The 23,801-nt window shown below is 66.2% G+C and carries 20 protein-coding genes; 9 read left to right on the plus strand and 11 right to left on the minus strand.

From position 1 onward, the window contains the following. Positions 1-40: 40 nt before the first annotated feature. Positions 41-1,465 (minus strand): amidohydrolase, encoded by a 1,425-nt coding sequence (locus ABNX08_RS07870; RefSeq protein ID WP_022534636.1) that lies wholly within the window; start codon positions 1,463-1,465, stop codon positions 41-43. Positions 1,466-1,585: 120 nt separating this feature from the next. On the opposite strand from ABNX08_RS07870, the gene ABNX08_RS07875 reads away from it, so the two are divergent. Continuing rightward, on the plus strand, positions 1,586-2,608 hold the full coding sequence (locus ABNX08_RS07875) for a LysR family transcriptional regulator (RefSeq protein WP_349604563.1): 1,023 nt from the start codon (positions 1,586-1,588) through the stop codon (positions 2,606-2,608). Between the two features lie 84 nt (positions 2,609-2,692). On the opposite strand, the gene ABNX08_RS07880 is transcribed toward ABNX08_RS07875, so the two are convergent. The 5 genes from ABNX08_RS07880 to ABNX08_RS07900 form a co-directional block, all read right to left on the minus strand. Then, a complete protein-coding gene (locus ABNX08_RS07880) occupies positions 2,693-4,087 on the minus strand; it encodes a hypothetical protein (RefSeq protein ID WP_022534638.1) in 1,395 nt (464 codons plus the stop codon). Positions 4,088-4,443: 356 nt separating this feature from the next. After that, on the minus strand, positions 4,444-5,040 hold the full coding sequence (locus ABNX08_RS07885; RefSeq protein ID WP_022534639.1) for a peroxidase-related enzyme: 597 nt from the start codon (positions 5,038-5,040) through the stop codon (positions 4,444-4,446). Beyond that, positions 5,037-5,573 (minus strand): CMD domain protein, encoded by a 537-nt coding sequence (locus ABNX08_RS07890; RefSeq protein ID WP_041681348.1) that lies wholly within the window; start codon positions 5,571-5,573, stop codon positions 5,037-5,039. Before ABNX08_RS07890 ends, ABNX08_RS07885 begins: the two co-directional genes overlap by 4 nt. Before the next feature lie 32 nt (positions 5,574-5,605). After that, the gene (locus tag ABNX08_RS07895; protein WP_022534641.1) at positions 5,606-7,075 is read right to left on the minus strand and encodes an FAD-dependent oxidoreductase; all 1,470 of its coding nucleotides are present in this window, start codon (positions 7,073-7,075) and stop codon (positions 5,606-5,608) included. Then, complete coding sequence (locus ABNX08_RS07900; RefSeq protein WP_022534642.1) at positions 7,068-8,078, minus strand: LysR family transcriptional regulator; 1,011 nt, start codon at positions 8,076-8,078, stop codon at positions 7,068-7,070. The genes ABNX08_RS07895 and ABNX08_RS07900 overlap by 8 nt, the downstream gene beginning before the upstream one ends. A gap of 209 nt (positions 8,079-8,287) precedes the next feature. Between ABNX08_RS07900 and ABNX08_RS07905 the strand changes: the two genes are divergently transcribed. After that, entirely contained in the window at positions 8,288-9,772 is a 1,485-nt protein-coding gene (locus ABNX08_RS07905) for a glycine betaine ABC transporter substrate-binding protein (protein ID WP_041681009.1), read from the plus strand. On the opposite strand, the gene ABNX08_RS07910 is transcribed toward ABNX08_RS07905, so the two are convergent. Next, entirely contained in the window at positions 9,769-11,187 is a 1,419-nt protein-coding gene (locus ABNX08_RS07910; protein WP_349604558.1) for a PLP-dependent aminotransferase family protein, read from the minus strand. The two genes, ABNX08_RS07905 and ABNX08_RS07910, sit on opposite strands and share 4 nt — an antisense overlap. 149 nt (positions 11,188-11,336) lie before the next feature. Here ABNX08_RS07910 and ABNX08_RS07915 point away from each other — a divergent pair, with 149 nt between their 5' ends. The 3 genes from ABNX08_RS07915 to ABNX08_RS07925 all read left to right on the plus strand — a co-directional run bounded on the left by ABNX08_RS07915 (position 11,337) and on the right by ABNX08_RS07925 (position 14,838). After that, positions 11,337-11,576, plus strand: a complete 240-nt coding sequence (locus ABNX08_RS07915) for a DUF2970 domain-containing protein (RefSeq protein WP_022534645.1) — start codon at positions 11,337-11,339, stop codon at positions 11,574-11,576. A 141-nt stretch (positions 11,577-11,717) separates the two neighbouring features. Continuing rightward, entirely contained in the window at positions 11,718-12,968 is a 1,251-nt protein-coding gene (locus ABNX08_RS07920) for a cytochrome c (protein WP_349604710.1), read from the plus strand. A gap of 25 nt (positions 12,969-12,993) precedes the next feature. Then, positions 12,994-14,838, plus strand: a complete 1,845-nt coding sequence (locus ABNX08_RS07925) for an FAD/NAD(P)-binding protein (protein WP_022534647.1) — start codon at positions 12,994-12,996, stop codon at positions 14,836-14,838. Between the two features lie 47 nt (positions 14,839-14,885). Here ABNX08_RS07925 and ABNX08_RS07930 read toward each other — a convergent pair whose 3' ends face one another. Continuing rightward, positions 14,886-15,788, minus strand: coding sequence for an acyltransferase (locus ABNX08_RS07930; RefSeq protein ID WP_041681351.1), 903 nt, complete (start codon positions 15,786-15,788; stop codon positions 14,886-14,888). 1,235 nt (positions 15,789-17,023) lie between these two features. On the opposite strand from ABNX08_RS07930, the gene oxlT reads away from it, so the two are divergent. From oxlT to ABNX08_RS07950, 4 genes are all read left to right on the plus strand, one after another. After that, positions 17,024-18,343: an oxalate/formate MFS antiporter gene (oxlT, locus tag ABNX08_RS07935; RefSeq protein WP_022534650.1), complete on the plus strand. Its 1,320-nt coding sequence runs from the start codon at positions 17,024-17,026 to the stop codon at positions 18,341-18,343. A gap of 170 nt (positions 18,344-18,513) precedes the next feature. After that, on the plus strand, positions 18,514-18,786 hold the full coding sequence (locus ABNX08_RS07940) for a hypothetical protein (protein ID WP_022534651.1): 273 nt from the start codon (positions 18,514-18,516) through the stop codon (positions 18,784-18,786). Positions 18,787-18,987: 201 nt separating this feature from the next. Then, complete coding sequence (locus ABNX08_RS07945) at positions 18,988-20,316, plus strand: potassium transporter TrkG (protein ID WP_041681010.1); 1,329 nt, start codon at positions 18,988-18,990, stop codon at positions 20,314-20,316. After that, positions 20,306-21,004 (plus strand): TrkA family potassium uptake protein, encoded by a 699-nt coding sequence (locus tag ABNX08_RS07950; protein WP_022534653.1) that lies wholly within the window; start codon positions 20,306-20,308, stop codon positions 21,002-21,004. Before ABNX08_RS07945 ends, ABNX08_RS07950 begins: the two co-directional genes overlap by 11 nt. A gap of 59 nt (positions 21,005-21,063) precedes the next feature. Here ABNX08_RS07950 and ABNX08_RS07955 read toward each other — a convergent pair whose 3' ends face one another. From ABNX08_RS07955 to ABNX08_RS07965, 3 genes are read right to left on the minus strand one after another with little or no spacing between them, the layout of a single operon-like run. Continuing rightward, positions 21,064-22,377, minus strand: coding sequence for an FAD-binding oxidoreductase (locus ABNX08_RS07955; protein WP_022534654.1), 1,314 nt, complete (start codon positions 22,375-22,377; stop codon positions 21,064-21,066). Further along, positions 22,374-23,132 (minus strand): amino acid ABC transporter ATP-binding protein, encoded by a 759-nt coding sequence (locus tag ABNX08_RS07960; RefSeq protein WP_022534655.1) that lies wholly within the window; start codon positions 23,130-23,132, stop codon positions 22,374-22,376. Before ABNX08_RS07960 ends, ABNX08_RS07955 begins: the two co-directional genes overlap by 4 nt. Next, a complete protein-coding gene (locus ABNX08_RS07965; protein WP_022534656.1) occupies positions 23,129-23,800 on the minus strand; it encodes an amino acid ABC transporter permease in 672 nt (223 codons plus the stop codon). The genes ABNX08_RS07960 and ABNX08_RS07965 overlap by 4 nt, the downstream gene beginning before the upstream one ends. Between the last annotated feature and the right edge of the window lies 1 nt (position 23,801).

A 23,801-nucleotide genomic window follows, 5' to 3' on the forward strand; every position in this document is an offset into this window, starting at 1 on the left:
GAAATGATCAGAAAGTCTCGGCTTGCGTTCACTGGCTGGACTAGCCGCGTGCGGGGGGAGGCATGACCTCGGGCGGGATCGGGCACTCATAGGGACGCTGGCCTCTCTTGCGTTCTAGTTCCTGCCTGGCTTCGCGCAAGGTGTCAGGCGTTCCGGCAAGATCGATGGCCGTTGCGGCCAACGTTTTCGCTGCCAGCAGCATCCCCTTGTGAGCAAGGGATAGCTTGCCCTGGGCCACCATTTGCCATGAATGAAAGCCGGTTCCCCACGCATAGCAGGCGGTCAGGCATTGTGTTGTCGGAACGACCCAGCTGACATCGCCGACATCCGTCGACCCGGTGACGGGGCGTTTGATGTCGGGGTGATAGGGAAGGACTTCGGTAATGATGGGTCTGGGATCGCGCAAGGCAGCGGCAAAATGACGCGAGCTGTTGGCCAGGTCATCCGCATTCACCGTGTTCTGTATTTTGGCTGCAAAGTCGGTTTCGCTTGCATTGACTTCCAGTCCGCCAAGCGCCCGCATGTTGCGATCCAGGATCGCATCGAACGTGTCATTGTGGAGGATGTTCGAGCAGGCCTTATCGAAGATGATTTCCAGGCGCGTGCCCGTCATCAATGCGGCACCTGCGGCAATATCCTTGACGCGTTTGAAGAGATCGATCGCTTCTTCGCTGCGCGGGGCACGGATCGTGTAAAGAACCTCGGCAAGGACTGGGATGACATTAGTGGATACTCCCCCCGAGTTGATGTAGGCAAAATGCACGCGCGCCTCGTCAGGCATGTGCTCGCGGAGATAGTTGACTCCGATGTTCATCAGTTCCGCCGCGTCAAGCGCGCTTCGCCCCAGGTGCGGAGCCAATGCCGCATGTGACGACTTTCCGTGGAAACGGAAATAGGCCTGCACATTGGCGAGGGTGGCATTCATGAACACGGAGTTGGCGACGGACGGGTGCCAGCTCAGGGCCACGTCCAGGTCATCGAACAGGCCGTCGCGGGCCATGAAGGTCTTGCCCGCGGCTGCCTCCTCGGCCGGGCACCCGTAGAAGCGGACCGTGGCGTCGATGTTGTTTGCTGCAAAGTAGTCCCTCGCGACCACCGCAGCCAGGTGGGCCGCAGACCCAAGGAGATGGTGACCGCAGCCATGACCGTTACTCGTGGCCGCGCCCGCGGCGGGCATGCAGGTGAGCGCGCCGCTTTCCTGACTCAGCCCGGCAAGTGCATCGTACTCCCCGAGAAAGCCGATCACGGGCCCTCCCGAGCCGGCTTCGGCGACGAAGGCCGTTGGCATGTGTGCCACGCCTCGATTGACCTTGAAGCCCGCCTCCTCGATCAGCGAGGCGTGCAACTCGGCTGAGCGAAACTCCGCATAGCGCATTTCGGCCAGCGACCATATTTCGTTGGCCAGGGAGATGTATCGGTCCTGCTTCGCTTCGACGAGGTCCACGACACTTGCTATATGCTTCATATACGTTCCAGGTGATCTACGCGGCGCGTGCCACGGCTCGAAGGGGATGCATCCTTGGGCGATGCAATATCACCGGGCAAAGCATATTTGGTCGGGCGGGGGTTCGGTAGGCAGCTATTTGTGTCGCCGTTCACCATTGGTTGCCCTGGCTCTCAACCCAATTTTTTGCTCGAAATGAAGCTTCATCAACTCCGCGCACTTGTGGCGATCGCCGACAGCGGAAGCATCCGGAATGCGGCCAGGGCCACCTCCCACTCACCGGCCGCCATCACCAAAGCGGTCCGTGAACTGGAAGACGAAGTCGGGGTGACCTTGATCATTCGCGAGACGACGGGCATCACCTTGACCCAGGCCGGGCACGTCCTGCTGGAACATGCGCGTCTCACTGTGGGTGTGCTGGCGCGCGCCCGGCAGGAAATGGACGTCTTTGCCGGAAAGCGGAAAGGGACCCTGGCGGTTGGTATCCCGGCCTGGCTGGGCATGACCTTGCTTGGCGAAATCGCCGGCCGCTTCCAGCTGCAGATGCCGGACACCCGGCTCGAGTTCTTCGAGAGCCTGCTTACGGTAACGGTGCCAAAGCTTCGCGATGGCACGCTTGACCTCTCGATAGGGCGAATGTACTTGTCCCAGTCGGAGGAGTTCGCCCAACTGCCGCTCTTCTCGACCGGATACGCCGTGGTGGCGCGAGCTGGCCATCCACTGGCCGAGTGCCGGACGCTACAGGACCTTAAAGGAGCCACCTGGATTCTGAATCGTGATTTCGCGGGGGAATCCGATGGCGTGGTCGAGAGCGCATTCAGCGACTATTGCGCCCGTTACTCTCCCCGCATCCATATCTCGCACTCAAGCGTGATAGCCACGAACCTGATCGCCAGCACGGACTTTCTCAGCCTCATGCCCTGGCCATTGGCGGAATTATTGTTGGCAAAAGACGGGCTTTGCGTGTTGCCGATCAGGGATGCGCTGCCAGATGCCAGGATCAGCATCACGCATCGGCGTGCAGTGCCATTGGGCGCGGCGGCCAAGTGTTTTATCGACGCAACCATGGCTGTGATACGGGAGTCAGCCAACTCGACAGATCCCGCCAAACGACGCTTCTTTCGCGCGATTGAGTGTCTGCTCGATGATGGCAAGTCGAAATGACATGAAGGGCCACGCACGGAGCAGGCAGTCGCCCGGGCGGACAGGCGGCTTGCTTAAGGGTTCGCTTCGCCTTTGGCCCGTTGCTCAGTAAATGTTCTCCACGCGGTCTTGTTGCCCGCGGATTTCCTCGGGACTGAGCACGATATAGCCCAGGGATTTCAGCAGCTGCACGGCCTCCAGTTCCGCATCCAGGTACACCGGCCGCTCGGGGCGGCGCGCGCTCGGCGCGGTCGGCGGCAAGGCGGTGCGGGCGTGTGGAGCGGGTGCTGCCTTGCCATCCGGCCACCTGGCAGTCAGGATGCGGCAATGCTCCAGGTTGGGCTTCCAGGATACGTCGACGGCGGCATTGAACCTCGCGGTGCAAAGCCGCAGCCGCTTCAGCGCCTTCAGCCAGTTGACGAAGGTGTCGCGCTGTGAGGACTGGTAACCCTTCAGGAGGGTATTGAGATGGTCCTGCGCAGTGCCCCCGTCGGTGGCGTGATCCTCTTCGAGTAACGAAATCTCAAGCGCCACGCGCTGGCGTCCGTCCTGATCGTAGATCGCACATTCGCCGTCGAGCACGCCTTCGTGCAGCAATTCGCACAGCAGTGCCCAGGTTCTTGGATTCTTGTCGAGCCGGCCTTCGAGGGTTGGGTCCAGCTGGCCGAGAATGTCAGGAATGGGGCGATTCTTGTCCGACTGGACGGCCAATGCGAAAGCCAGCGCGTTGTCCGATGGCCGCTCGCCGCGTGCCAGCATCTGCAGGGACGCTTCCGTAAGTTCGCGGATTTCCGCGGCGGTATCCACCGCATGCATCCATGCATAGTCATCCAGACTTGCGCACAACTTGCGCGCGGGCCGGGCCAGCTGGCCAGCCAGCCTCTGGACAAAACTTGTGCAGACAGCGCAGCGACATTCCAGGCGGCCAGCATGCAGGAACCCGGCGTACAAGCGCTCCTGATGCCCGCAGTGCGCGCATTCGACTGAAAAACCGCCTTGCCGCGCCGGCCGCTGCGTCGCGAGCAGCCCATCGACCTGGAAGTGCGCCGGTCCGTCGCAGCATGGACAGATCCATTGCAGCTTGTGCGCGCCGTCGCGAGGTGCCACCGTCCGGTCAAACTGGCGCTCGATGGCGCTGCTCGGAATGCCCTGCGACCGCCCTAGTACATCTGCCGAGTAGCGCCAATAGCAATAGGAGTGGGCGGCCGCGGCCGCCTCCGGGGCCAGGCGCTGCAACGCTGGCAGAAGTTGGGTATTGCGCCGGATCTCGTTCTGCATCGAATCGACCAGCGCCACGCCGCCGGGCATCGCTGCCTCGAGTGCGGCGCGGCTCTGTTCGACGAAATCCGGCACATGGGCCTGGCGGATGAAGTCCTCGTTCTCCAGCCAGAACAAATGCCCGGGGAGCGCTTCCAGTGACTCGATGCCATCCCGGACTTCCGACATGCCCGGGCAGGCGAGAAACGTGAAGGGTCTGCTAAACAGGAAAGCATTTGTCATGTTTTGTCAGCGGGGTATCCCCGCCCACGAGCCTGCAAACGCCCCGCGTGCGATAGTCTCACCCCGTGACTGTGGCAAAGCCGATCGCGCGGAGCGCGCATGCCTGATGGCGCGGTCCGCTTTTGGGGACTTCCCCCTTCTTTTTTTGAAGCTGGCAGATTTGTACCTGCCGCATGGGACAGCATAGGCGACACTGCCGCTTCCTGACAAAGGAATCGAGAACCACTCTCACAATGAGAAATCTCCCCCGATGCCTGCAAACTTCGCGCCGGAAGGGAAATCCTCATGGACGCAACAGCACAGCAGGCAGGCAGCCTTGATGGGCTGCCTGCTCCCGCTGTAGCCGTGTCACATGCTTATGCGCCTGTCTCCTGCGGAAACACCGGCTCCCCCAGATTCAGCATCAACCGGTTCGCCCACGCAAAAATGGCAACCGAGTGGATCAGATCCAGGATCTCCCCATCCGTCACGCCTGCCTCGCGCAGCGGCTTGAGCTGTTCGGCAGTGACCTCGGCCGGCCGCTCCGTCAGTTCGATCGAGAACCGGGCGATCGCCTGCTCGCGTGCCGTGGTGCCGGCGGTGCGCGGGTTTTCGAACACCTCCCGGATTACGTCATTGCGCTTGGCCAGCTGCTCGAAGCGCTGCGCATGGACCGACGCGCAATACACGCAGCCGTTGATGCGCGACACCACCGTGGTCGCCAGCTCGCGCTCGGCGCGTGGCATGCCGCCGGGGGCATACATGATGGCGTTGAAAGCGGTGGAGCGCTGGCGCAGGATCTCGGGCTGGTGGACCAGGAAGCGGTAGTAGTCCTGGACCTTGGCCTTGGGGTGGCTTTCTTCGAGCACGGCGATCTGCTCGGGCGTGGCCTGGTCGAGTTCGACCACGTCGAGCCAGGCTTTCCAGTCCAGCACTTCGTTGGTGAAACCGTGGGATTTGATGATCTCGCTCATGCCTGGGCTCCGGCGGCGGTGTCGTTCAGGGATTTCAGCGCATCCAGGCCGGCCACCAGCCGGACCTGGTACGACAGGAAGGCGATCAGCTGCGCCAGCGTGACCACGGCCGGCGTACTCAGGCCTGCGGCGGGCAGCGCCTGCAGCGCGGCCTGGTCGCCTTCGACGGGCTTTTCGATCAGCGTGCGGGTGAAGGCCAGCATGGCGCGCAGGCGCGCATCGGCGATATCTTCGGCCTGGCCTTCGGCTGCGATGCGGATGTGGCCGGCATCGGCTGCGCTCTGTTCGAGCCGCGCGCGGTAGTGCGCCGCCAGCGCCGGCGAAGGCGTCAGGCGCGCCGCATACAGCGCGACCAGCAGGCGCTCGGCCAGCGACAGGCCGGGCAGGGCAGGGTCGAACAGCGCGTCATAGCTGCCTTGCGTGGCGGCCACGACCTTGTCGCGCTGGTGGCGCAGCGCGTGCGTGGCGCCGCCCGGCGCAAGGCCGGTGAGCTGGTCGATCAGGTCGACCGCGGAGGCGGGGGGCTGGGTCATCGGAATCTCTTCGTTCAGGTCGGGTGTCAGGTTCAAACCTTGGCGGCGGTGCGCTGCGCCGGCGGCCGGGCCGGCGTCCATTCGTCGCCAAAGACTTCGGGCTCGGCAAAGTCCTGCAGCGCGGTGTAGTGCAGTTCGACGTCTTCCTGGTACAGCAGCGCGGCAATGCCCTGGCCGAGCCGGCGCGCGCCGTCGCTGATGGCGGGGATGTCGCCCGACACGGTGCCGTGCGACAGCGCTGCCGGATAGCAGAAGCAGTGGATGCGCGTGAGGCCCGGGCAGGCGCCTGGGGTCTTCTCCCGGAATTCAAAGGCTTCGCCGAGGTCGGGCGAGTCGGACAGCTCGCGGTCCTCCTGTCCATGCGGCGGCGTGTAGCGGTCGCGCCAGTAGCGGATATGCGGGGCGAAGGCAGCAAACTCCGCCCGCGTTTCCAGCGCGATGCGGAAGCCCGTCGAGAAGATCAGGAAATCGAGTTCGAAGGTGCCCTGCGGCGTCTGTACATACAGCACGTCGCCTTGCGCGTCGATCGATTCCAGCCCGGCACCGAAGTTGAAGTACGCATTGGCATGGCGCGACACGCGCAGCGTGCTGCCGCGTGGCGGCGGCACCTGCTGCGTGTTGATGTAATTGCGCAGCCGCCATTTCCATGCGTCGGGCAGCCCGGAATGGCCGTGCGTCAGGCCCGGGTTGCCGGCGCCCTTGCTCTTGTTGACGCGCGGGATGTCCTGGCGACGCACCAGCATTTCGACGCTGGCGGCACCGGCTTCCAGCGCAGTCGCGGCGCTGTCCATGGCCGAGGCACCGGCACCCACCACGCCCACGCGCTTGCCGCGCAGCGTGGCGTAATCCATCTCGTCGGACGAGTGCGCCCACAGGTGGCGCGGCAGCTGGTCGGCCACCGGCGGCACGTAGGCGCCGCCCAGGCCGTCGCGGCCGGTGGCCAGCACCACGCGGCGCGCCAGCACGGTCTGCGGGCCGTCCGGGGTCTGCATCGACAGCGCCACCAGCCCGTCGGCGCGCGGCACGATCTGCTCGACTTGGTGGTCGTTGCGGATATCCAGCGCTAGGACCTGCCGGTACCAGCGCAGGTAGTCCATCCACTGCAGCCGCGGGATCTTGTCCAGCGCCTGCCACGCGGCCTCGCCGAAATGCGCTTCGAACCAGGCGCGGAAGGTCAGCGCCGGCAGCCCCAGCGCGGGGCCGGTGAGCTGCTTGGGCGAGCGCAGCGTCTCCATGCGCGCGGTGGTGGCCCACGGGCCTTCGAAGCCTTGCGGGGCACGGTCGAAGGCGCGCACGCGGATGCCCAGCTGCGTCAGCGTGGCGCAGGCCGCGAGCCCCGCCATGCCGCCGCCGATGATGGCGACGTCGAGCACGTCGTGTCCGTCGTGGGTGCGCGGCATGGTCCAGGCCTTGGCCGGCAGTTCCAGCCAGGACAGGTCCTGGCGCAGGCGCGCTTCGAGCGCGGCCAGGCCAGCAAGGGTGGGAGCGGGTTGGTCAGTCATGGCTTGAGGGTCCGGCATCTTGTGAGAGCGTTTCGGCGTCGGCGCTGGCGTCGCCATAGAGCGATTGCAGCAGCGCACCGTGTTCGGCTGGCGCGCGCCGCACCAGGTCGGGCAGCAGTGCGGCAGCGGCGTCGGCCACCGCCTGCACCAGTCCCAGCACCGCGGTGCTGGCGGGGCGCGCCTGCGGCGTGATCACGCCGAAGTAAAAGGGAATATCGGCATCGATCGGCCGCACGGCGATATCGGCCAGCGGCAGGCCGCGCGCGGTCACCGGCTCCAGCACCGCGATGCCTAGCCCGGCGCGCACCAGCGTCAGCGCGCTGATCGAGGTGTTGGTGTCGATCACGCCAGCTGCTGGCACGCCTGCGCCGGCCAGCGCGCGGTCCACGCGCCGGCGCAGGCGGTAAGGGTTCTGCATGGTGACGATGCGGCGCGCGCCGCAGTCGTGCAGGGCGATGGACACCTGCGCGGCGAGGGGATCGTCGGCGCGGACAGCTGCCACGCAGGCGGACTGGCCGATCCAGTGCACGATCACGCCGCGGTGCTCCAGCGGCAGGCTGTTCAGGCCGATCTCGGCGGCGCCGGTCAGCACCGCGTGCACCACCTGTTCCGGCGACACGCTCTGCACCTCGACGCGTTCGGGCGTGCACAGCCCGCGTTCGAAGGCGAGCGCCAGCGCGGGCGGCAACAGCCCGGCGGCAAGCGCCGGCGTGGCGGCTATCCGCAAAGGGCGGCCTTCACCGCGCGCCAGTGCCGCGGCCCGCATGCGGATCTGCTGCATGCCGGTCAGCGTCTGCTCGACCTCGTCATAGAGCAGGAAGCCCTGTTCGGTCGGGCTTACGCGGGGGCCGCTGCGAGTGAACAGCGCAAAGCCCAGCTCGGCCTCCAGCTCCTGGATCAACCGCGTGATCGCCGGTTGCGAACGGCCGAGCAGCCGCCCGGCGGCGGTGACGCTGCCGGTGGTCACGACTGCGGCGAAGGCTTCCAGTTGCCGGATTTCCATGGCGGAGGTTGATGTATGCGTAATTCGGATTCTGATGCCTTAATCATGCAGTTGGCAAATACTATTTAGGGATAAGACCATGCGGCAGCTATGATGTAGCGATGCCGGGCGCACACCGGTTCACCATCGGGACAGACGATTTGGCTTGGATCCGTGGCAGTCGGCGTATCGGAAAGGCAGGGCGAACGCTGTGGCAGCTTGGGGCGTGGGTGCTGGCTGGAGCACTCGCAGCCGCCACGCCTGCGCAGGCGGCGGATGCTTTGCGCGTCGGCTCCAAGCGCTTTACCGAGTCCTACATCCTTGGCGAACTGCTGACGCAGGCGGCAGGCCCGCCCGGCATCGCCCAGCACCTGCCGGGCCTGGGCAACACCGCGATCGTGTTCGAAGCGCTGAAGGCCGGCAGCATCGACCTGTATCCCGACTACACCGGCACGCTCGCCGCGGAAATCCTGAAGCTGCCGCACGGCGCCGGGCTCGACGCCATCCAGAAGGCACTGGCGCCAATGGGATTGGGCGCGGCGATCCGGCTAGGCTTCGAGAACACCTACGCGCTTGCCGTCTCCGACAGCCGCGCGCCCGGCAGCCTGCACCGGCTCAGCGACCTGGCCGCGCAGCCGCAGCTCAGGCTCGGCCTGTCGCACGAGTTCCTCGGCCGCGCCGACGGCTGGCCGGGGCTGGCCAGCCGCTACGGCCTGCCGCAGCGCCCGGTCGGGCTGGACCACGGCGTCGCCTATGAAGCGCTGGCAGCGGGGCAGGTCGATGCGATCGACATCTATTCCACCGACGCCAAGATCCGCAAGTACCAGCTGCGCGTGCTGGAGGACGACCGGCACTACTTCCCGCGCTATGACGCCGTGGTGGTGTACCGGCTGGACGTGCCACAGCGCTTCCCGCAGGCGTGGCAGGCGCTGCAGCGGCTGGCTGGCCGCGTCGGCGCCGACGACATGATCGCCATGAATGCGGCTGCCGAGATCGACGCCCAGCCGTTCGATGCGATTGCGCGCGCGTTTCTCGCCGGCACACAAGCGCAGCAAGCAGGGCATGGCAATGACGCGCCGCGCAGCCGGCTGTGGTCGGCGCTGTTCGGCCCGGACACCACGCGCCTCGCCCGGCGCCATGTCGGCCTGGTGGCGGGCGCGGTCGGTGCGGCGACGCTGGTCGGCGTGCCGCTGGGCATCGTTGCGGCGAGACGGCGCCGCACCGGGCAAGTGGTGCTGGGCGCGGTCAGCGTGCTGCAGACCGTGCCGTCGCTGGCGCTGCTGGCCATGCTGATCCCGCTGCTGGGCCGCATCGGCGTGTGGCCGGCCATGGTCGCGCTGTTCCTCTATGCCTTGCTGCCGATCGTGCGCAATACCAGCACCGGGCTGGAACAGGTACCGCAGGGCATGCGCGATGCGGCGCGCGCGCTAGGCCTGCGCGGCGGCCAGGTGCTGCGCTACGTGGAACTGCCGCTGGCGCTGCCGGTGCTGCTGGCCGGCGTCAAGACCGCGGCCATCATCAGCGTGGGCACGGCGACGATCGCGGCCTTTGTCGGCGCGGGCGGCTTTGGCGAGCGCATCGCCACCGGCCTGGCGCTCAACGACGCCACGCTGCTGCTGGCCGGCGCGATCCCGGCCGCGGTGCTGGCGCTGGTGGTGCAGGCAGGATTCGAGACGCTCGAATGGGCGCTGCGCCGCCGGCGCGACGCGCGCTAGCCTTGCCCTTGCTGCGCGATCAGCCGCCCGAGCGTGGCGACGGCGGCCTCCGCCTCCTCGTCCCACAAGTGCCCATAGTTGAGCCGGGTGCAGTTGCGATACCCCTGCCGCGCCGAGAAGATCGGCCCCGGCGCAATGCCGATGCCGGCCTCCAGCGCGGCATGGTGCAATGCCAGCGCATCGAATCCCGCCGCGAACTCGACCCACAGGAAGTAGCCGCCCTCCGGCCGCGACACGCGCACGTCTTCCGGGAAATGCTGGCCGATGGCATCGATCATGCGCCCCTGCTGCATCTCCAGCACGTGGCGCAGCTTGCGCAGGTGCTTGTCGTAGCCGCCATGCTGCAGGTACTCGGCCAGTGCCACCTGCGTGGGCACGCCGGCCGACAGCGTGGTCATCAGCTTGAGCCGCTGGATCGCCTCGCCGAAGCGGCCCGGCGCCACCCAGCCGATGCGGAAGCCCGGCGCCAGCGTCTTCGAGAACGAGCTGCAATGCATCACCAGCCCCTGGGTATCGAAGGCCTTGGCCGGCAACGGACAGCGGTTGCCAAAGTAGAGCTCGCCATAGACATCGTCTTCGATCAGCGGTACCTGGTGCCGCGCCAGCAGCGCCACCAGCGCCTTCTTCTTGTCTTCCGACATGCTGGCGCCCAGCGGATTCTGGAACTGCGTCATAAACCAGCACGCCTTGACCGGATGCCGCGCCAGCGCCGCGTCCAGCGCGCCCAGGTCGATGCCCTCGGCCGGGTCGACCGGGATCTCCACGGCCTTGAGGCGCAGCCGCTCCAGCGCCTGCAGCGAGGCATAGAAGCCGGGCGATTCGATCGCGACCACGTCACCTGGCTGGGTCACGGCCATCAGGCACAGGTTCAGCGCCTCGAGCGCGCCGTTGGTGACGACCAGGTCCTCGGCCGGCTGCGGTGCGCCCGCGCCGAGGTAGCGCAGCGCAATCTGCCGGCGCAGCGCGGTATTGCCCGGCGGCAGGTCGTTGACCGAATGCCACGGGTCGAGCGCGCGGCCCGCACGCGCCAGCGACTTGCCCAGCCGCTCCCACGGAAACAGCTCGGGCGAGGGGAAGGCCGAGCCGAACTGCACCAGCTTGCGGTCGCGCGCGGCTTCCAGCACCGAGAACACCAGCTTGGAGATATCCACCTGCGTCGATACCTGGCGCGAGGGCCGTACCTGCGGCTGCGGCAGCTCGCGCCGTGCCGGCCCCGCCACGTAGTAGCCGGAGCGTTCGCGCGCCCGCACCAGCCCGCGTTCTTCCAGCCGGTAGTAGGCCTGGAACGCGGTGGAGGGGCTGACGCCGTACTGCGCCACGGTCTTGCGGATCGACGGCAGGCGCGTGCCCGGCGGCAGGCTGCCGTTGCGGATATCGGCGGCCAGGGTTTCGGCGAGGGCTTCGTACCGTTTCATCGGGGGCGGGCAGGGGAGCAGGGTGGTGTCATTATCGCCGGCTCCCGGCAAACTGATATGTAAATTTTTCAGGTATCTGATGCTGTTATGGCTGACGCAGGCGGCTCATAATCCGCTCTTGTATCCACAGGCTTTATCCAGGAGATGCCATGAGTCAGTTAAGGCTGTTGCGAACCGTGCTGTGGGGTTTTTTCGGCCTGCGCAAGGGGCAGGAGCACCAGCGCGACCTGGAGAACCTGCGCCCGGTGCCGCTGATCCTGACCGGCGCAGCCGTGGCCGCCGTGCTGGTGGCATGCCTGGTGCTGCTGGCCAACTGGGCCGTGTCCAGCGCAACAGCGCAGGTGTCTGCCCATACTTTCGCCATTACACCCGCGATTGCACTGGCCTGATTGGCCGGGTTTGTGCCAGCATGGATAAACAACCCACCCGATAATAAGCTGACCGTCCCCATGTTTCGCCCCACCGGGCGGCATCGCGCCGCCGCATCGTTGCCGGCGCGCCTGCTGCCCTGGCTGTGGCTGGCGCTGGCTATGCTGGTGCCGCTGCTGTCCGCGCCGCGCCTGGCGCTGGCCGCCACCGGCGCCGACGCGCAGCAGATCGAGCGCGGCCGCTACCTGGCCCGCATCGCCAACTGTGCCGCCTGCCATACGCGCGAAGGCGGCAAGCCGTTCGCCGGCGGGCTGCCGATCCGCACCGCGGTCGGCACCATCCACTCGACCAACATCACGCCGGATGCGGCCAGCGGCATCGGCGCCTACACGCTGCCCGAATTCGACCGTGCGCTGCGCAAGGGCGTGGCGCGGGACGGCAAGCGGCTGTACCCGGCCATGCCGTACCCGTCGTATGCACGCATGCGCGCCGAAGACGTGGCGGCGCTCTACGCCTACCTGCGCGCCGAGGTGGCGCCGGTCGCGCAGCGCAACCCGGCGCCTGAAATGCGCTGGCCGTTCGGCGTGCGCGGGCTGCTGTCCGTGTGGAACGTGCTGTTCCTCGACGACGACCCGGTCCGCACCGACCCGGCACGCGGCGAGGCCTGGAACCGCGGCGCCTACCTGGTGCAGGCGGTGGCCCACTGCGGCGCCTGCCACACGCCGCGCGGCCCGCTCTTTGCCGAGAAGGGCCTGGACGAGCGCAGCCGCCACTTCCTGGCCGGTGCCAGTGTGGAAGGCTGGTCCGCCACCAACCTGACCGGCGACCAGCTCACCGGCCTGGGCGCATGGTCGCGCGCCGATATCGCCGAGTTCCTGCGCACCGGGCGCAATGGGCACGCGACCTCGTTCGGGCCGATGTCGACGGTGATCTCCACCGCCACGCAGTACATGAGCCCGGCCGACCTCGAAGCCGTGGCCGCCTACCTCAAGTCGATCCCCGGCGCACGCGGCGAGGACAAGCCGTTCCGGCCCGATCCCGCCACCGCGCAGCAGCTGCACCAGGGCCGCTTCGACCAGCTCGGCGCGCGCCAGTATGCGGTGTTCTGCATGCCGTGCCACGGCGCCGACGGCAAGGGCTTTGCGCGCGTGTTCCCGCCGCTGGCCGGCAACCCGACCGTGGCCGATCCGGACCCCGCCTCGCTGGTGAACCTGCTGCTCGACGGCGCCGTGACTGCACGCGTGGGCACCGCACCGGCGGACTACCACATGCCCGGCTACGGCTGGACCCTGGACGACCAGGAGCTGGCCAACGTGCTGACCTTTATCCGCGCCGGCTGGGGCAACCGCGCCGCGCCGGTGCGGGAAGCCGAGGTGGCGGCGCGGCGCAAGGCGCTCGCCGGGCACCGCTGAGCCGAAGCCTTTCGATGAGCACCCGATGACGATCACGCGCAGAGACTTCCTCAACGGCACCGCCCTGACCATCGCCGCGGGGCTCGCCCCCGTGCAACTGCTGCACGCGCAGCAGGCCGGGGGCGGGGCGGTGTATCCGCCGGCGCTGACCGGGCTGCGCGGCAACCACGCGGGCACCTTTACGCTGGCCCACAGCCTGGCGCGCGAAGGCGCGAAATATCCCGTGGTACTGGCGCGCGAAGCCTACGACCTGGTAGTGGTCGGCGGCGGCCTCAGCGGGCTGGCCGCGGCGTGGTTCTACCGGCGCCGCTTCGGCGCCAACCGCCGCATCCTGATCCTGGACAACCACGACGACTTCGGTGGCCATGCCAAGCGCAATGAGTTCACGGTGCGCGGCAAGCGGCTGGTGACCTATGGCGGCAGCGCGGAGATGCCGCCCAGTGCCGCCACCGACGCCGCGGTGCGCGAACTGCTGGCGGGGGTGGGGCTCGACGCCGCGCGCCTGCCCGGCCCACCGCCCGCGGACCCGTATGCCGCGCTCGGCATGGGCCGCGCCGTGTTCTTCGATGCCGAGCATTTTGGCCGCGACCAGTGGGTGCCGGGCGATCCCTTCGGCGAGCTGATCGATACGCGCAGCGGACAACGGCCGGGCAGTCCCGAGGCCGCGGCGCTGATGCGCTTTCTCGACAACACGCCGCTCCCCGCCGCGGACCGTGCCGCGCTGGCGCGGCTGGCAGCCGGCACCACCGACTACCTGCCGGGCGTTTCCGCGACCGAGCGCGCCACCGCACTGCGCACGCTGCGCTACAGCGCCTTCCTGCGCGACAAGGCCGGCATCGGCCTGGCCGGCCAGCGCTTCCTGCGCAGCCGCAGCAACGATGCCTATGCGCTCGATGCCGATGGCATTTCCGTCACCGATGCGATCGCAATCGGGCTGCCGGCCGGCGCCAACATGCCCGCGCCGGCGGGCAATGCGCGGCTCGGCAAGTCGCCGGCATCGCGCCTGTGGTTCCCGGACGGCAACGCTTCGCTGGCGCGGCTGCTGGTGCAGAAACTGATCCCGGGCGTGGCGTCGCTCGCCAGGCCGGCCGATGTGGCCACGGCCGCGTTCGACTACAGCCGGCTGGACCGCGACGGCGCGCCGGTGCGCCTGCGCCTGAACAGCACCGCGATCGCGGTCGAGCCCGACGGCAATATCACGCGGGTGACCTACGGCTTCAGCGGCAACCTGCATCGCGTCGAGGCGCGCCATGTGGTGCTGGCCGGCTACAACATGATGATCCCGTACCTGCTGCCGTCGCTGCCGGCGGCGCAGAAGGCCGTGCTGCACGACGAAGCCAAGGCGCCGCTGGTCTACACCAAGGTGGCGCTGGACCACTGGCAGTCCTTCGCCACGCTGCGCACGCGCCGCATCCACGCACCGGCCATGGCCTATACCGACCTGTGGCTGGAACCGCCGGCGGGCGACCAGCCCTCCGACCCGGCGGTGCTGCACATGCTCTACGTGCCTACCGTACCCGACAGCGGCATGCGCGCGCGCGACCGCTTCCGCGCCGGCCGCGCCTTCCTGCTCGGCACGCCGTTCGACGCGCTCGAGCGCGAGATCCGCGCGCAGCTCGACCGCATGCTCGGGCATGCCGGCTTTGCGTCGAAGGACGTGATCCGCGGCATCACCGTCAACCGCTGGGCGCACGGCTACAGCTACATGCCGGACAGCCTGGCGGGCGAGAACGTCGCGCCCGATGCGGTGTGGCCCGGCCTGGCCGGCGTGGGCAATATCAGCATCGCCAACAGCGACAATGCCGGCAGCCCGTCGGTGACGGCAGCGGTCGCGCAGGGGAAACGGGCAGTGGCCCGGTTGCCCGGGTAGGCAACGGCTGCCGGCGCAGGGCGTTCGCGCTGCGCCGGCGGGAGCGGTCAGTCAGCGCGCGGGGCGACCAGCGCCTCGATCTCGGCGTCCTTGGCGTCCCACTGCTGTGCCAGCCAGTGATGGAATTCGGTCCGGAAGGCCTTGTCGCTGCCGTAATCGGCTTCGCAGAATGACGGCGGCACTGGCAATTGCCGCATGCGCACCAGCACCGGGCCGGCGCGCCCGCAGGCGAGGTCCCAGAAGCTCGGCGCGCCTTCCGGGTAGGCGATGGTGACGTCGATCATCGAGCGGAACCTGTTCCCCATCGCATTCAGCGCCACCGCCAGCCCGCCGGCCTTGGGCTTGAGCAGGTGGCGATACGGCGACGCCTGCGCCTCGCGCTTGGCCTCGGTAAAGCGGGTCCCTTCGGCAAACACCATCACGCTGGTCGGCACCAATGAAAACTTCGCGCACGCGCGCCGCGCGGTTTCCTGGTCCTGCCGCCGCAGCGCCGGATTGCGCCGCAGCTGCGCCTTGCCATGGCGCTTCATGAACGGGAAATCCAGCGCCCACCACGCCAGGCCGATCACCGGCACATAGATCAGCTGGTGCTTCAGGAAAAACTTCAGCAGCGGAATGCGCCGGTTCAGCGACCGCTGCAGCACGAAGATATCGGCCCATGACTGGTGGTTGCAGTTCACCAGGTACCAGTCGGCATAGCGCAGTCCGTCATTGCCCTGAACATCCCAGGGCTCGCGCTGGATCCACGCAAACCAGCCGGCATTGCAGGAAATCCATGCGGTGGCGATCCCGTTCAGCAGCGGATCGATGCGGCGCCGGACCGCCGCGAACGGCAGCGCCAGCTTCAGCAACGCCAGAGCGAACAGCAGCAGGCACCAGAACAAGGTGCTGGCGATCAGCAGCGTCCAGCTCACGACGCCGGTGATCCAGGCCAGGCGGCCGTGCGGCATGAAGGCCCGGCGGCGCCGGCGCAAGGCCACCGTCGGTTCGTCGATCTTCGGTTCAGGGGTACCGGGGGCGCGGGAGGGCGAGGAAGGAATGGTGGTCATGGGTGCCAGTTTGCGGGCCGCGATTGGATCAGGGCTTGCGCATGGTCAAGGCGGGCGGTGTTGGGTGGGGTCTGTGGAAACCCCGACTCCCTTCAGCAGCCCGATCGTCATCAGAAGGAATCTCGCAAGAAAATCGGTCAACAGGCGGACTCGCGTGGGTAACCGGTCCCGGCTGGGGAAAACAGCCGGGAGCGGGGGCGCAATGCACTGTCCACTATGGCAACGATTGTACGAGATCGCAGCGCCAACAATCATCGGGCACATCCTGGCCGGCCAGAGACCGACGCCGGCGCCGCAACGGATGCCTTCGTGCGCGGCATTCCGGCAATTACATCATGCCGTGACATAACGAAGCCACGCAGTGAAACGAAGTGTGCCGTAAATGCCTGTCCATTACAAAAACGTAATGAGGGAATCCGCTTTCCCTCATTGCAAAAATGTAATGAATGGGCCGTCTGCCCTCATTACGAAAATGTAATGAGGGAACCCGCACGCTGAGGGCTTGTTTCTATTTATTAACATTGAAAACTCGCCTATAACATGCAGTACATGTTGCGGCCGATGTCCCGCATCATGACTCAGCCCGTGGAGCGACTCCGCGGGCTTTTTTTTGGCCGCAATAATGATGCGATACCCATGTGAGCGCATATTTGCTTCGCTCATGAATCGAGTCGGGGAAAACCCTGCGATTCAGCTCCAGTTGAAGCCACCGCCTTTTCCCGTCGATTCAGCAGGAATGCTCATCTATTAACGGTATATATGCGGGAAGCGGGGGAAAGCCTGGGATTTCCGCCCGCCAACCCATGCTGGTGGCGGATTTAGCGTGGGGAATGATACGCAGCCAATGTGAATCTCCGGTTCCCATCTGGCGCGGTAATAAATCTGGTGAAAACCCTGCCATTCCTTTCGCTTGAACTTACTTGATATATCACATACTGTGTATCCCATCGCCACTCTTGATTTTTAGAGGCAGGTGAGGGCGGAGACGCCAGTCCGGCGTCGCATTAAAAGGCAACAAATGCCAATGACCAGGAGACATAAAATGCCAGCAGCCATATCCAAGCTGGGGCGCAGCGCGTCCGCATACCCGTCCGCACTCTCGGATCAGCCAAATCAGACGATTCAAGGAGCGCGCCATGAGTAATCCGTCGGCAGCATTTCGCCCCAATCCCCAGGTCCCCGAAGCCGCCCGGTGGACCCAGCTGCTCGTTGGCGTCGTTTGCATGATCGCCACCGCCAATATCCAGTACGCCTGGACCTTATTCGTCCCGGAAATCCAGGATACCTATGGCTGGTCGCGCGCAAGCATCCAGATCGCCTTCACGGTGTTCGTGCTGGTCCAGACCTGGCTCGCGCCGATCGAGGGCTACTTCATCGACAAGTTCGGCCCGCGGCTGATGGTCGCCTTCGGTGCGCTGTTCATTGGCGCAGCGTGGTGCATCAATTCGCAGGCCACCACCCTGATGGGCTTCTATGTCGGCGCGGCAGTCGGCGGTCTCGGCGTGGGCTCGATTTATGCGACCTGCATCAACAACGCGCTCAAGTGGTTCCCGGACCGGCGCGGCCTCGCGGTTGGCCTGACCGCCGGCGGTTACGGCGCGGGCTCCGCGGCGACGATCCTGCCCATCGCGGCCATGATCGAGTCGCAGGGCTTCCAGCACACCTTCCTGTTCTTCGGGCTGCTGCAAGGCTCCCTCGCGTTTATCGCCGCGTGGTTCCTGCGCTCGCCCAAGGCGCATGAGGTGAAGGCGTCGCAGAAGCTGGTCCAGGCCACGCGTGACTACACGCTCAAGGAAGCGATGTGCACCAAGCTGTTCTGGCTGATGCTGGTGATGTTCATCCTGGTGGTCACCGGCGGCATGATGGCCGTTGCCCAGCTCGGTGTCATCGCCAAGGACCTCGGCGTCAAGGAATTCAAGGTCGACCTGCACTTCTTCGTGATGGCCGCCTTGCCGCTGGCGCTGATGCTCGACCGCATCATGAACGGCATCTCGCGTCCGCTGTTCGGCTGGATCTCGGACAATATCGGGCGCGAGAAGACCATGGTCATCGCCTTTACGCTGGAAGGGATCGGCATCATTGCGCTCGGCTACTTTGGCAGCAACCCGTATGCGTTCCTGATCCTGTCAGGGGTGGTGTTCCTGGCCTGGGGCGAAGTCTACTCGCTGTTCTCGGCCCTGGCCGGCGACGCCTTCGGTACCAAGCACATCGGCAAGATCTACGGCGTGCTCTACACCGCCAAGGGTATCGGCGCACTGTTCGTTCCGATCGGCAACCTGATGATGGAGGCGACCGGTACCTGGTCGACGGTCCTCTACACGGTGGCGTGCATGGACCTGACCGCAGCCTTCCTGGCGATCATGGTGCTGCGGCCAGTGCTGGCGAATCACGTCGCAACGTCCAGGAGCCTCTTCTCGAAGGAAAAGGCGGCGGCTAGCACGCAGGTACCTGCCTGACGCGCTTTACGCAAGCCTTCGGAAACAAGCCGGGCGGGCTCCTTCGGGAGCCCTTTTTTGCGTGCGTGCGGGAGTAGTATCGGGACGTACGGCGTACAGTCTGACCGGTTGACGACGTGCGCCGGATTCGAGGAATCCAGGTTCTCCGAAACGACTGTCAGGAGCAGGCTATGGACGACGACCTCAATGCGATGAGCCGGGATCAGCTCGCCGAGGAAGTGCGCAAACTGCGCGCCGGCATACGCCGGCACCGGGATGCTTCCGGCCATGATTTGTGCTGGCATCACCCCGATCTGTGGGCGTTGCTGCCGGACACGAGCAGCCAGGTTCCGGTCGTTCCCGACTGGCCGCAGTTCATGCGCGGCTGCGTGAAGTATCGGGAGTCGCTGGACGCGCAATGCCCGCAGGCACCGCGCAGTCGGCGGGAGTTTGGGGAAGGCTAGCGATGCCGCATCGGCGCGGGGCAAGCCGGCAGAAGCGGCGGGACGTTGAGACGCATGCTCTACATGAGCCTCCGGCACCGCGCCCCTTGAACCTGCCTCGGCCATCGACGGCCTGGCCGGCGGGGAGTGGGGCTTCAGCGGACGCCGAACGGCTCGTCTGGAAACATGGATTTGTGCCAGACTTCGGGACACAATTCCGGCATGAGAGCAGCTCTGCATCCAGCCCGCGCCGTCGCCATGGGGTTCCTGCTGGCCATCGTGGCGGGCAGTGCACTGCTGATGTTGCCATGGGCCCGGATCGGCGATGGGAGCGTGCCGTGGCTGACCGCCTTCTTCACCTCGGTCTCGGCGGTCTGCGTGACCGGCCTGGTAGTCGTGGATACCGGAACGTACTGGTCCGGCTTCGGCCAGGTAGTCATCATGGTGCTGTTCCAGCTTGGCGGCTTTGGCATGATGACCGCGTCCACGCTGCTTGGCCTGATGGTCAATCGTTCGCTGCGATTGCGGACCAAGCTGCTCACCCAGGTCGAGACCCACGCGATCGGTCTGGGCGATGTGGTCGGCGTAGCCAAGCTGGTACTGGTGGTGACGTTCGCTGTCGAACTGGCCCTCACGGCATGGCTGACGTCGAGGCTGCATTTCACCTATGGCATTCCGTGGCGCGAGGCCGCATGGGACGGCGTGTTTCACGCGATCTCCGCCTACAACAATGCCGGCTTCTCGACGCACCCGGACAACCTCATGCGTTATGCGGCCGACCAGTGGATCCTGGCGCCGGTGATGGTGGCGGCCGTCGTCGGTGGCATCGGATTTCCCGTGCTGCACGACTTGCGCAACAAGACCTTTAGTCCACGCCGATGGTCCCTGCATAGCAAGCTCACCCTGGCGACCACGGCGGTGCTGTTCGTGGTGGGCTTTATTGGCCTGCTATTGTTCGAATGGAGCAATGCACTCACCATCGGCGCGATGCCGTCGGGCCAGAAGCTCTGGTCCGCGGCGTTTGCCTCGGTCTCGGCCCGCACCGTCGGCTTCAACTCGTTCGACATCAGCGCACTGACCCATGAAAGCATGGCGCTGCATTACTTCCTGATGTTCGTCGGCGGCGGCAGTGCGAGTACCGCTGGCGGCGTCAAAGTCGGCACGATCGCCATCCTGGCATTGCTGGTGATTGCCGAGATCCGCGGGCGCGGCGACAGCGAGGCGTTCGGGCGGCGGGTCAGCAGTTCGGCGCAGCGACAGGCGATCACGGTATTGGTGCTGGGAAGCGCTTTGACTACGCTAGGGACATTGGCCATCCTGTTCGTCACCGAGTTCCCGACCGATCAAGTCATCTTCGAGGTCATTGCGGCCTTCGGCTCGGCTGGCTTGTCGACCGGCATCACGGCGGACCTGCCGGCTTCCGGCCAGCTTATTCTGGCCGGGCTCATGTATGCCGGCCGGGTCGGCACCATCACGCTCGCGGTTTCCCTGGCAATGGGCGAACATCGCACGCCATACCGCTATCCCGAGGAGCACCCAATTGTTGGCTAGATTATTTACCGAACAGTTCGCCTTCTCCGCAGGCGACAGCATCGTCGTGATCGGGCTTGGGCGTTTTGGCAGTTCCGTGGCGCAATCGCTCATGCGCCTGGGACACGATGTCATGGGCATCGACAGGGATGCCGAACTGGTGCAGCGCTGGTCGAATGTATTGACCTGCGCGGTTCAGGCCGACTCGACCGATGTGAACGTGATGCGCCAGCTCGGCGTGGCCGATTTCTCTCACGCCATTGTCGGCATTGGCACGGATATGTCGTCCAGCCTGATGACCTTGATGACGCTGACCGAACTCGAGATCAAGGATATCTGGGTCAAGGCCTTTACCGCCGAGCATGGGCAGATCGCGCAACGCATCGGTGCGCACCACGTCGTCTTCCCGGAAGCAGACATGGGAGCGCGGGTTGCACACCTGATTACAGGCAAGATGATCGATTTCATCGAATTCGAAGATGGCTTTGCCATCGCCAGGATCCATGCGCCGGCATCCACCCACAACAAGACGCTGTTGGAGTCCAGGGTACGTGAGCATTTCGGCGTCACGGTGGTTGGCATCAAGCGTGCCAACGAAGAATTCGAGCACGCGACAGCCACCACCATGGTCCAGCCGAAAGACCTGTTGGTCGTCTCCGGGCCGACCCGCAAGATCGAGCGCTTCGCGGGCAGTTCAGATAAGGGGTAGCTGCGCTACGGTCTTTCAGCGTGCATGGGGGCGACAAAAGCTCTGGGTGGACAGTGCGATCAGCCAAACTTGTCGAGCAAACTGTACCAGGCGACCCCGGCGGCGATATAGAAGCGCTGCAGGCCATGCAGCGGAATCGGCGCCAGCGGCGAAACCGGGTAGGGGAATGGCGCGCCATTCGCCGTCAGCCTGGCCGCCAGATGCTTGCCGAAGCTCGTGCACAGCGCGATGCCCCGTCCGTTGCACCCCACCGCCATCGTCACGCCGGGGGCCGGTTCGTGGATATGCGGCATGAAGTCGCGGGTGACGGCGATGCGGCCTGCCCAGCGGTACTCATATTCCAGTGGCCCCAACTGCGGGAACAGCAGCGCCAGAGAACGCTCCAGATGCGCAAAATCCTGCGGCTGGCGTGGATCGGCAAAGAAGCCGCGCCCCCCCATCAGCAGCCGCCCGGCGCGGTCCTTGCGGAAGTAAAGCAGCAGGCGTTGCGAGGTCGACGCCGTCTCGCCGCGCGCAAGGATGGCCCGGGCATTCTCGCCTTCGAGCGGGCGCGTGGCCACGATAAAGCTGTTGGCGCTGAGCAGCGTCTGCTGCAGGCCGGGCCAGAGCGGACCGGTATAGCCGTTGGTGGCAATCACCACGCGGTCGGCAGTGACGGTCGCGCCCGTCGCAATGTTCGCCACCCACTTCGCACCTTGCCGCACCAGCGCCGTGACGCCGCTGCCACCATGGATGGCGGCTCCCGCGTGCTGTGCCGCCCGGACCAGTCCGCGCACGTAGGTCAGCGGCTGGATGGCACCTGCGCGGCCATCGAGCCAACCGCCTGCGAACGCCTGCGTCCCGACGCGCCGCGCCACTTCCGCCTGGTCGAGCATTTCGACAGGCGCGCCACGACGTTGCCACTGACGCGCTCGTGCGTGCATGGCCGGCACGGCCTTGGGCGAATAGGAGAGCTGCAGCCAGCCGCTGCGCACCGGCTGGCAGTCAATGCCGTGGCGGGCGATCAGGTCGAAGACCAGGTCGGCGGAGCGCGAAACGGCGTCGATCAGGGGTTCGGCGCGCGCGCCGCCAAGCATCCGGACCAGCTCGTCCGGATCGTGCTTCAGCGTGGGATTGACTTGCCCGCCGTTGCGCCCCGATGCACCCCAGCCAGGCTCATTGGCTTCGACCACGCACACCTGGGCCCCGGCCTCGGCGAGGTGCAACGCCGTCGACAGGCCGGTGTAGCCGCCGCCGATCACAAGCACATCGACCGTCCTCGAATCCCGCAACGGGGGTGTGGCGGGGGCTGGTGGGGCGGTGGCGGCCCACAGCGACGGCGGCAGCGGGGCGGCGCAGCCTGGCTGCTCCGGCGCGAACTGAGTGAGGGTCATAACGCGAGGTCTCCCGTTGCCTCGGCCGGCTTGTGCAGCACGCGGCGCAGAAAGTCCTGGGTGCGCGGCTGGCGGGGCGCGCCCAGTACCTGCGCGGAGGGGCCTTCTTCGACGATGGTGCCGCTGTGCAGGAAGCAGACGCGGTCGGCCACCTCCCGCGCAAAGCCCATTTCATGCGTGACCACGATCATGGTCATGCCTTCGCGCGCGAGGTCGCGCATGACCTCGAGTACGTCGCCGACCAGTTCAGGGTCGAGGGCCGAGGTCGGCTCATCGAACAACATGGCCTCGGGCTTCATTGCCAGCGCGCGGGCGATCGCCACGCGCTGCTGCTGGCCGCCGGAGAGTTGTGCCGGGTGCGCCTGTGCCTTTGCCGCCAGCCCGACCTTGTCGAGCAGGCTCATCGCATCGGCGCGGGCTTTGTCGCGGCTCTCGCCTCTCACGTAGACCGGGCCTTCCATCACGTTTTCAAGCACAGTGCGATGCGGGAACAGGTTGAAGCGCTGGAACACCATGCCCATGCGGCTGCGCAGCCGATGGATGTCCTTGCTGTCCCGGTCCACGCGCTCCCCGAACGCGCGGATCTCGCCGCCGTCATAGGATTCCAGCCCGTTGATGCAGCGCAGGACGGTGGATTTGCCGGAGCCGGACGGGCCGATCAGGCAGACCACCTCGCCTTTGCTGACATGCAGGCTGACGCCGCGCAGCACGTGGTGATTGCCGAAGTGCTTCTGCAGGTTCTGGATGTCGATCATGCCTTCTTCCTCCCGGCACCGAAGCGCTGCTCCAGGCGGCGCAGGCCATAGACCAGCGGCAGGCTCATCAGCAGGTAGAGCAGGGCCACCAGCGTGTAGACCGTCATGTTCTGGAACGTCGACGACGCGATCAGCTGGCCCGCGCGCGTCATCTCCGCCACGGTGATGGTGGAAACGAGCGACGAGTCCTTGAGCATCATCACCAGCGTATTGCCATAGGGCGGCAGCGCGATGCGGAAGGCCTGCGGCAGGATCACGCGGCGCATGATGAGCGGTCCGCGCATGCCCATCGCCTGGGCCGCCTCGCGTTGGCCGGGATCGACGGCCTCGATGCCCGCGCGGAAGTTCTCGGCCTGGTAGGCGGAGTAGGCAATGCCAAGCCCGATCACACCCGCCTGGAAGGCGGTGAGTTGGATACCCGCCTCCGGCAGCACGAAGTAGATATAGAAAAGCTGGACGATGATCGGCAGGCCGCGGATCACATTGATCGCCGCCGCCGCCCCGTTGGAGAGCACGCTGACGGGAGACAGCTTCATCAGCGCCAGCCCCAGCCCGATGACACTGCTGAGCAGGAACGACAGCACGGTCACCTGTACCGTGACCACCGCGCCCTGAAGCAGGATCGGCAGGAACTCGCGCGCGTGGTTGAGGAACGTTGCGCCGTCCATG

Origin of the sequence: Cupriavidus sp. DF5525 (genome assembly GCF_040149425.2) — a bacterium.
Classification (GTDB): Bacteria; Pseudomonadota; Gammaproteobacteria; order Burkholderiales; family Burkholderiaceae; genus Cupriavidus; species Cupriavidus pickettii_A.

Bases quoted from the DNA above. Each gene is read 5' to 3' on its own strand.
- ABNX08_RS07880 (WP_022534638.1), bottom strand. From the start codon at position 4,087: ATGACAAATGCTTTCCTGTTTAGCAGACCCTTCACGTTTCTCGCCTGC.
- ABNX08_RS07965 (WP_022534656.1), bottom strand. From the start codon at position 23,800: ATGGACGGCGCAACGTTCCTCAACCACGCGCGCGAGTTCCTGCCGATC.
- ABNX08_RS07915 (WP_022534645.1), top strand. From the start codon at position 11,337: ATGAGTCAGTTAAGGCTGTTGCGAACCGTGCTGTGGGGTTTTTTCGGC.
- ABNX08_RS07870 (WP_022534636.1), bottom strand. From the start codon at position 1,465: ATGAAGCATATAGCAAGTGTCGTGGACCTCGTCGAAGCGAAGCAGGAC.
- ABNX08_RS07900 (WP_022534642.1), bottom strand. From the start codon at position 8,078: ATGGAAATCCGGCAACTGGAAGCCTTCGCCGCAGTCGTGACCACCGGC.
- ABNX08_RS07960 (WP_022534655.1), bottom strand. From the start codon at position 23,132: ATGATCGACATCCAGAACCTGCAGAAGCACTTCGGCAATCACCACGTG.
- ABNX08_RS07940 (WP_022534651.1), top strand. From the start codon at position 18,514: ATGGACGACGACCTCAATGCGATGAGCCGGGATCAGCTCGCCGAGGAA.
- ABNX08_RS07890 (WP_041681348.1), bottom strand. From the start codon at position 5,573: ATGACCCAGCCCCCCGCCTCCGCGGTCGACCTGATCGACCAGCTCACC.
- ABNX08_RS07930 (WP_041681351.1), bottom strand. From the start codon at position 15,788: ATGCCGCACGGCCGCCTGGCCTGGATCACCGGCGTCGTGAGCTGGACG.
- ABNX08_RS07925 (WP_022534647.1), top strand. From the start codon at position 12,994: ATGACGATCACGCGCAGAGACTTCCTCAACGGCACCGCCCTGACCATC.
- ABNX08_RS07895 (WP_022534641.1), bottom strand. From the start codon at position 7,075: ATGACTGACCAACCCGCTCCCACCCTTGCTGGCCTGGCCGCGCTCGAA.
- ABNX08_RS07885 (WP_022534639.1), bottom strand. From the start codon at position 5,040: ATGAGCGAGATCATCAAATCCCACGGTTTCACCAACGAAGTGCTGGAC.
- ABNX08_RS07920 (WP_349604710.1), top strand. From the start codon at position 11,718: ATGCTGGTGCCGCTGCTGTCCGCGCCGCGCCTGGCGCTGGCCGCCACC.
- ABNX08_RS07955 (WP_022534654.1), bottom strand. From the start codon at position 22,377: ATGACCCTCACTCAGTTCGCGCCGGAGCAGCCAGGCTGCGCCGCCCCG.
- ABNX08_RS07910 (WP_349604558.1), bottom strand. From the start codon at position 11,187: ATGAAACGGTACGAAGCCCTCGCCGAAACCCTGGCCGCCGATATCCGC.
- ABNX08_RS07945 (WP_041681010.1), top strand. From the start codon at position 18,988: ATGAGAGCAGCTCTGCATCCAGCCCGCGCCGTCGCCATGGGGTTCCTG.
- oxlT (WP_022534650.1), top strand. From the start codon at position 17,024: ATGAGTAATCCGTCGGCAGCATTTCGCCCCAATCCCCAGGTCCCCGAA.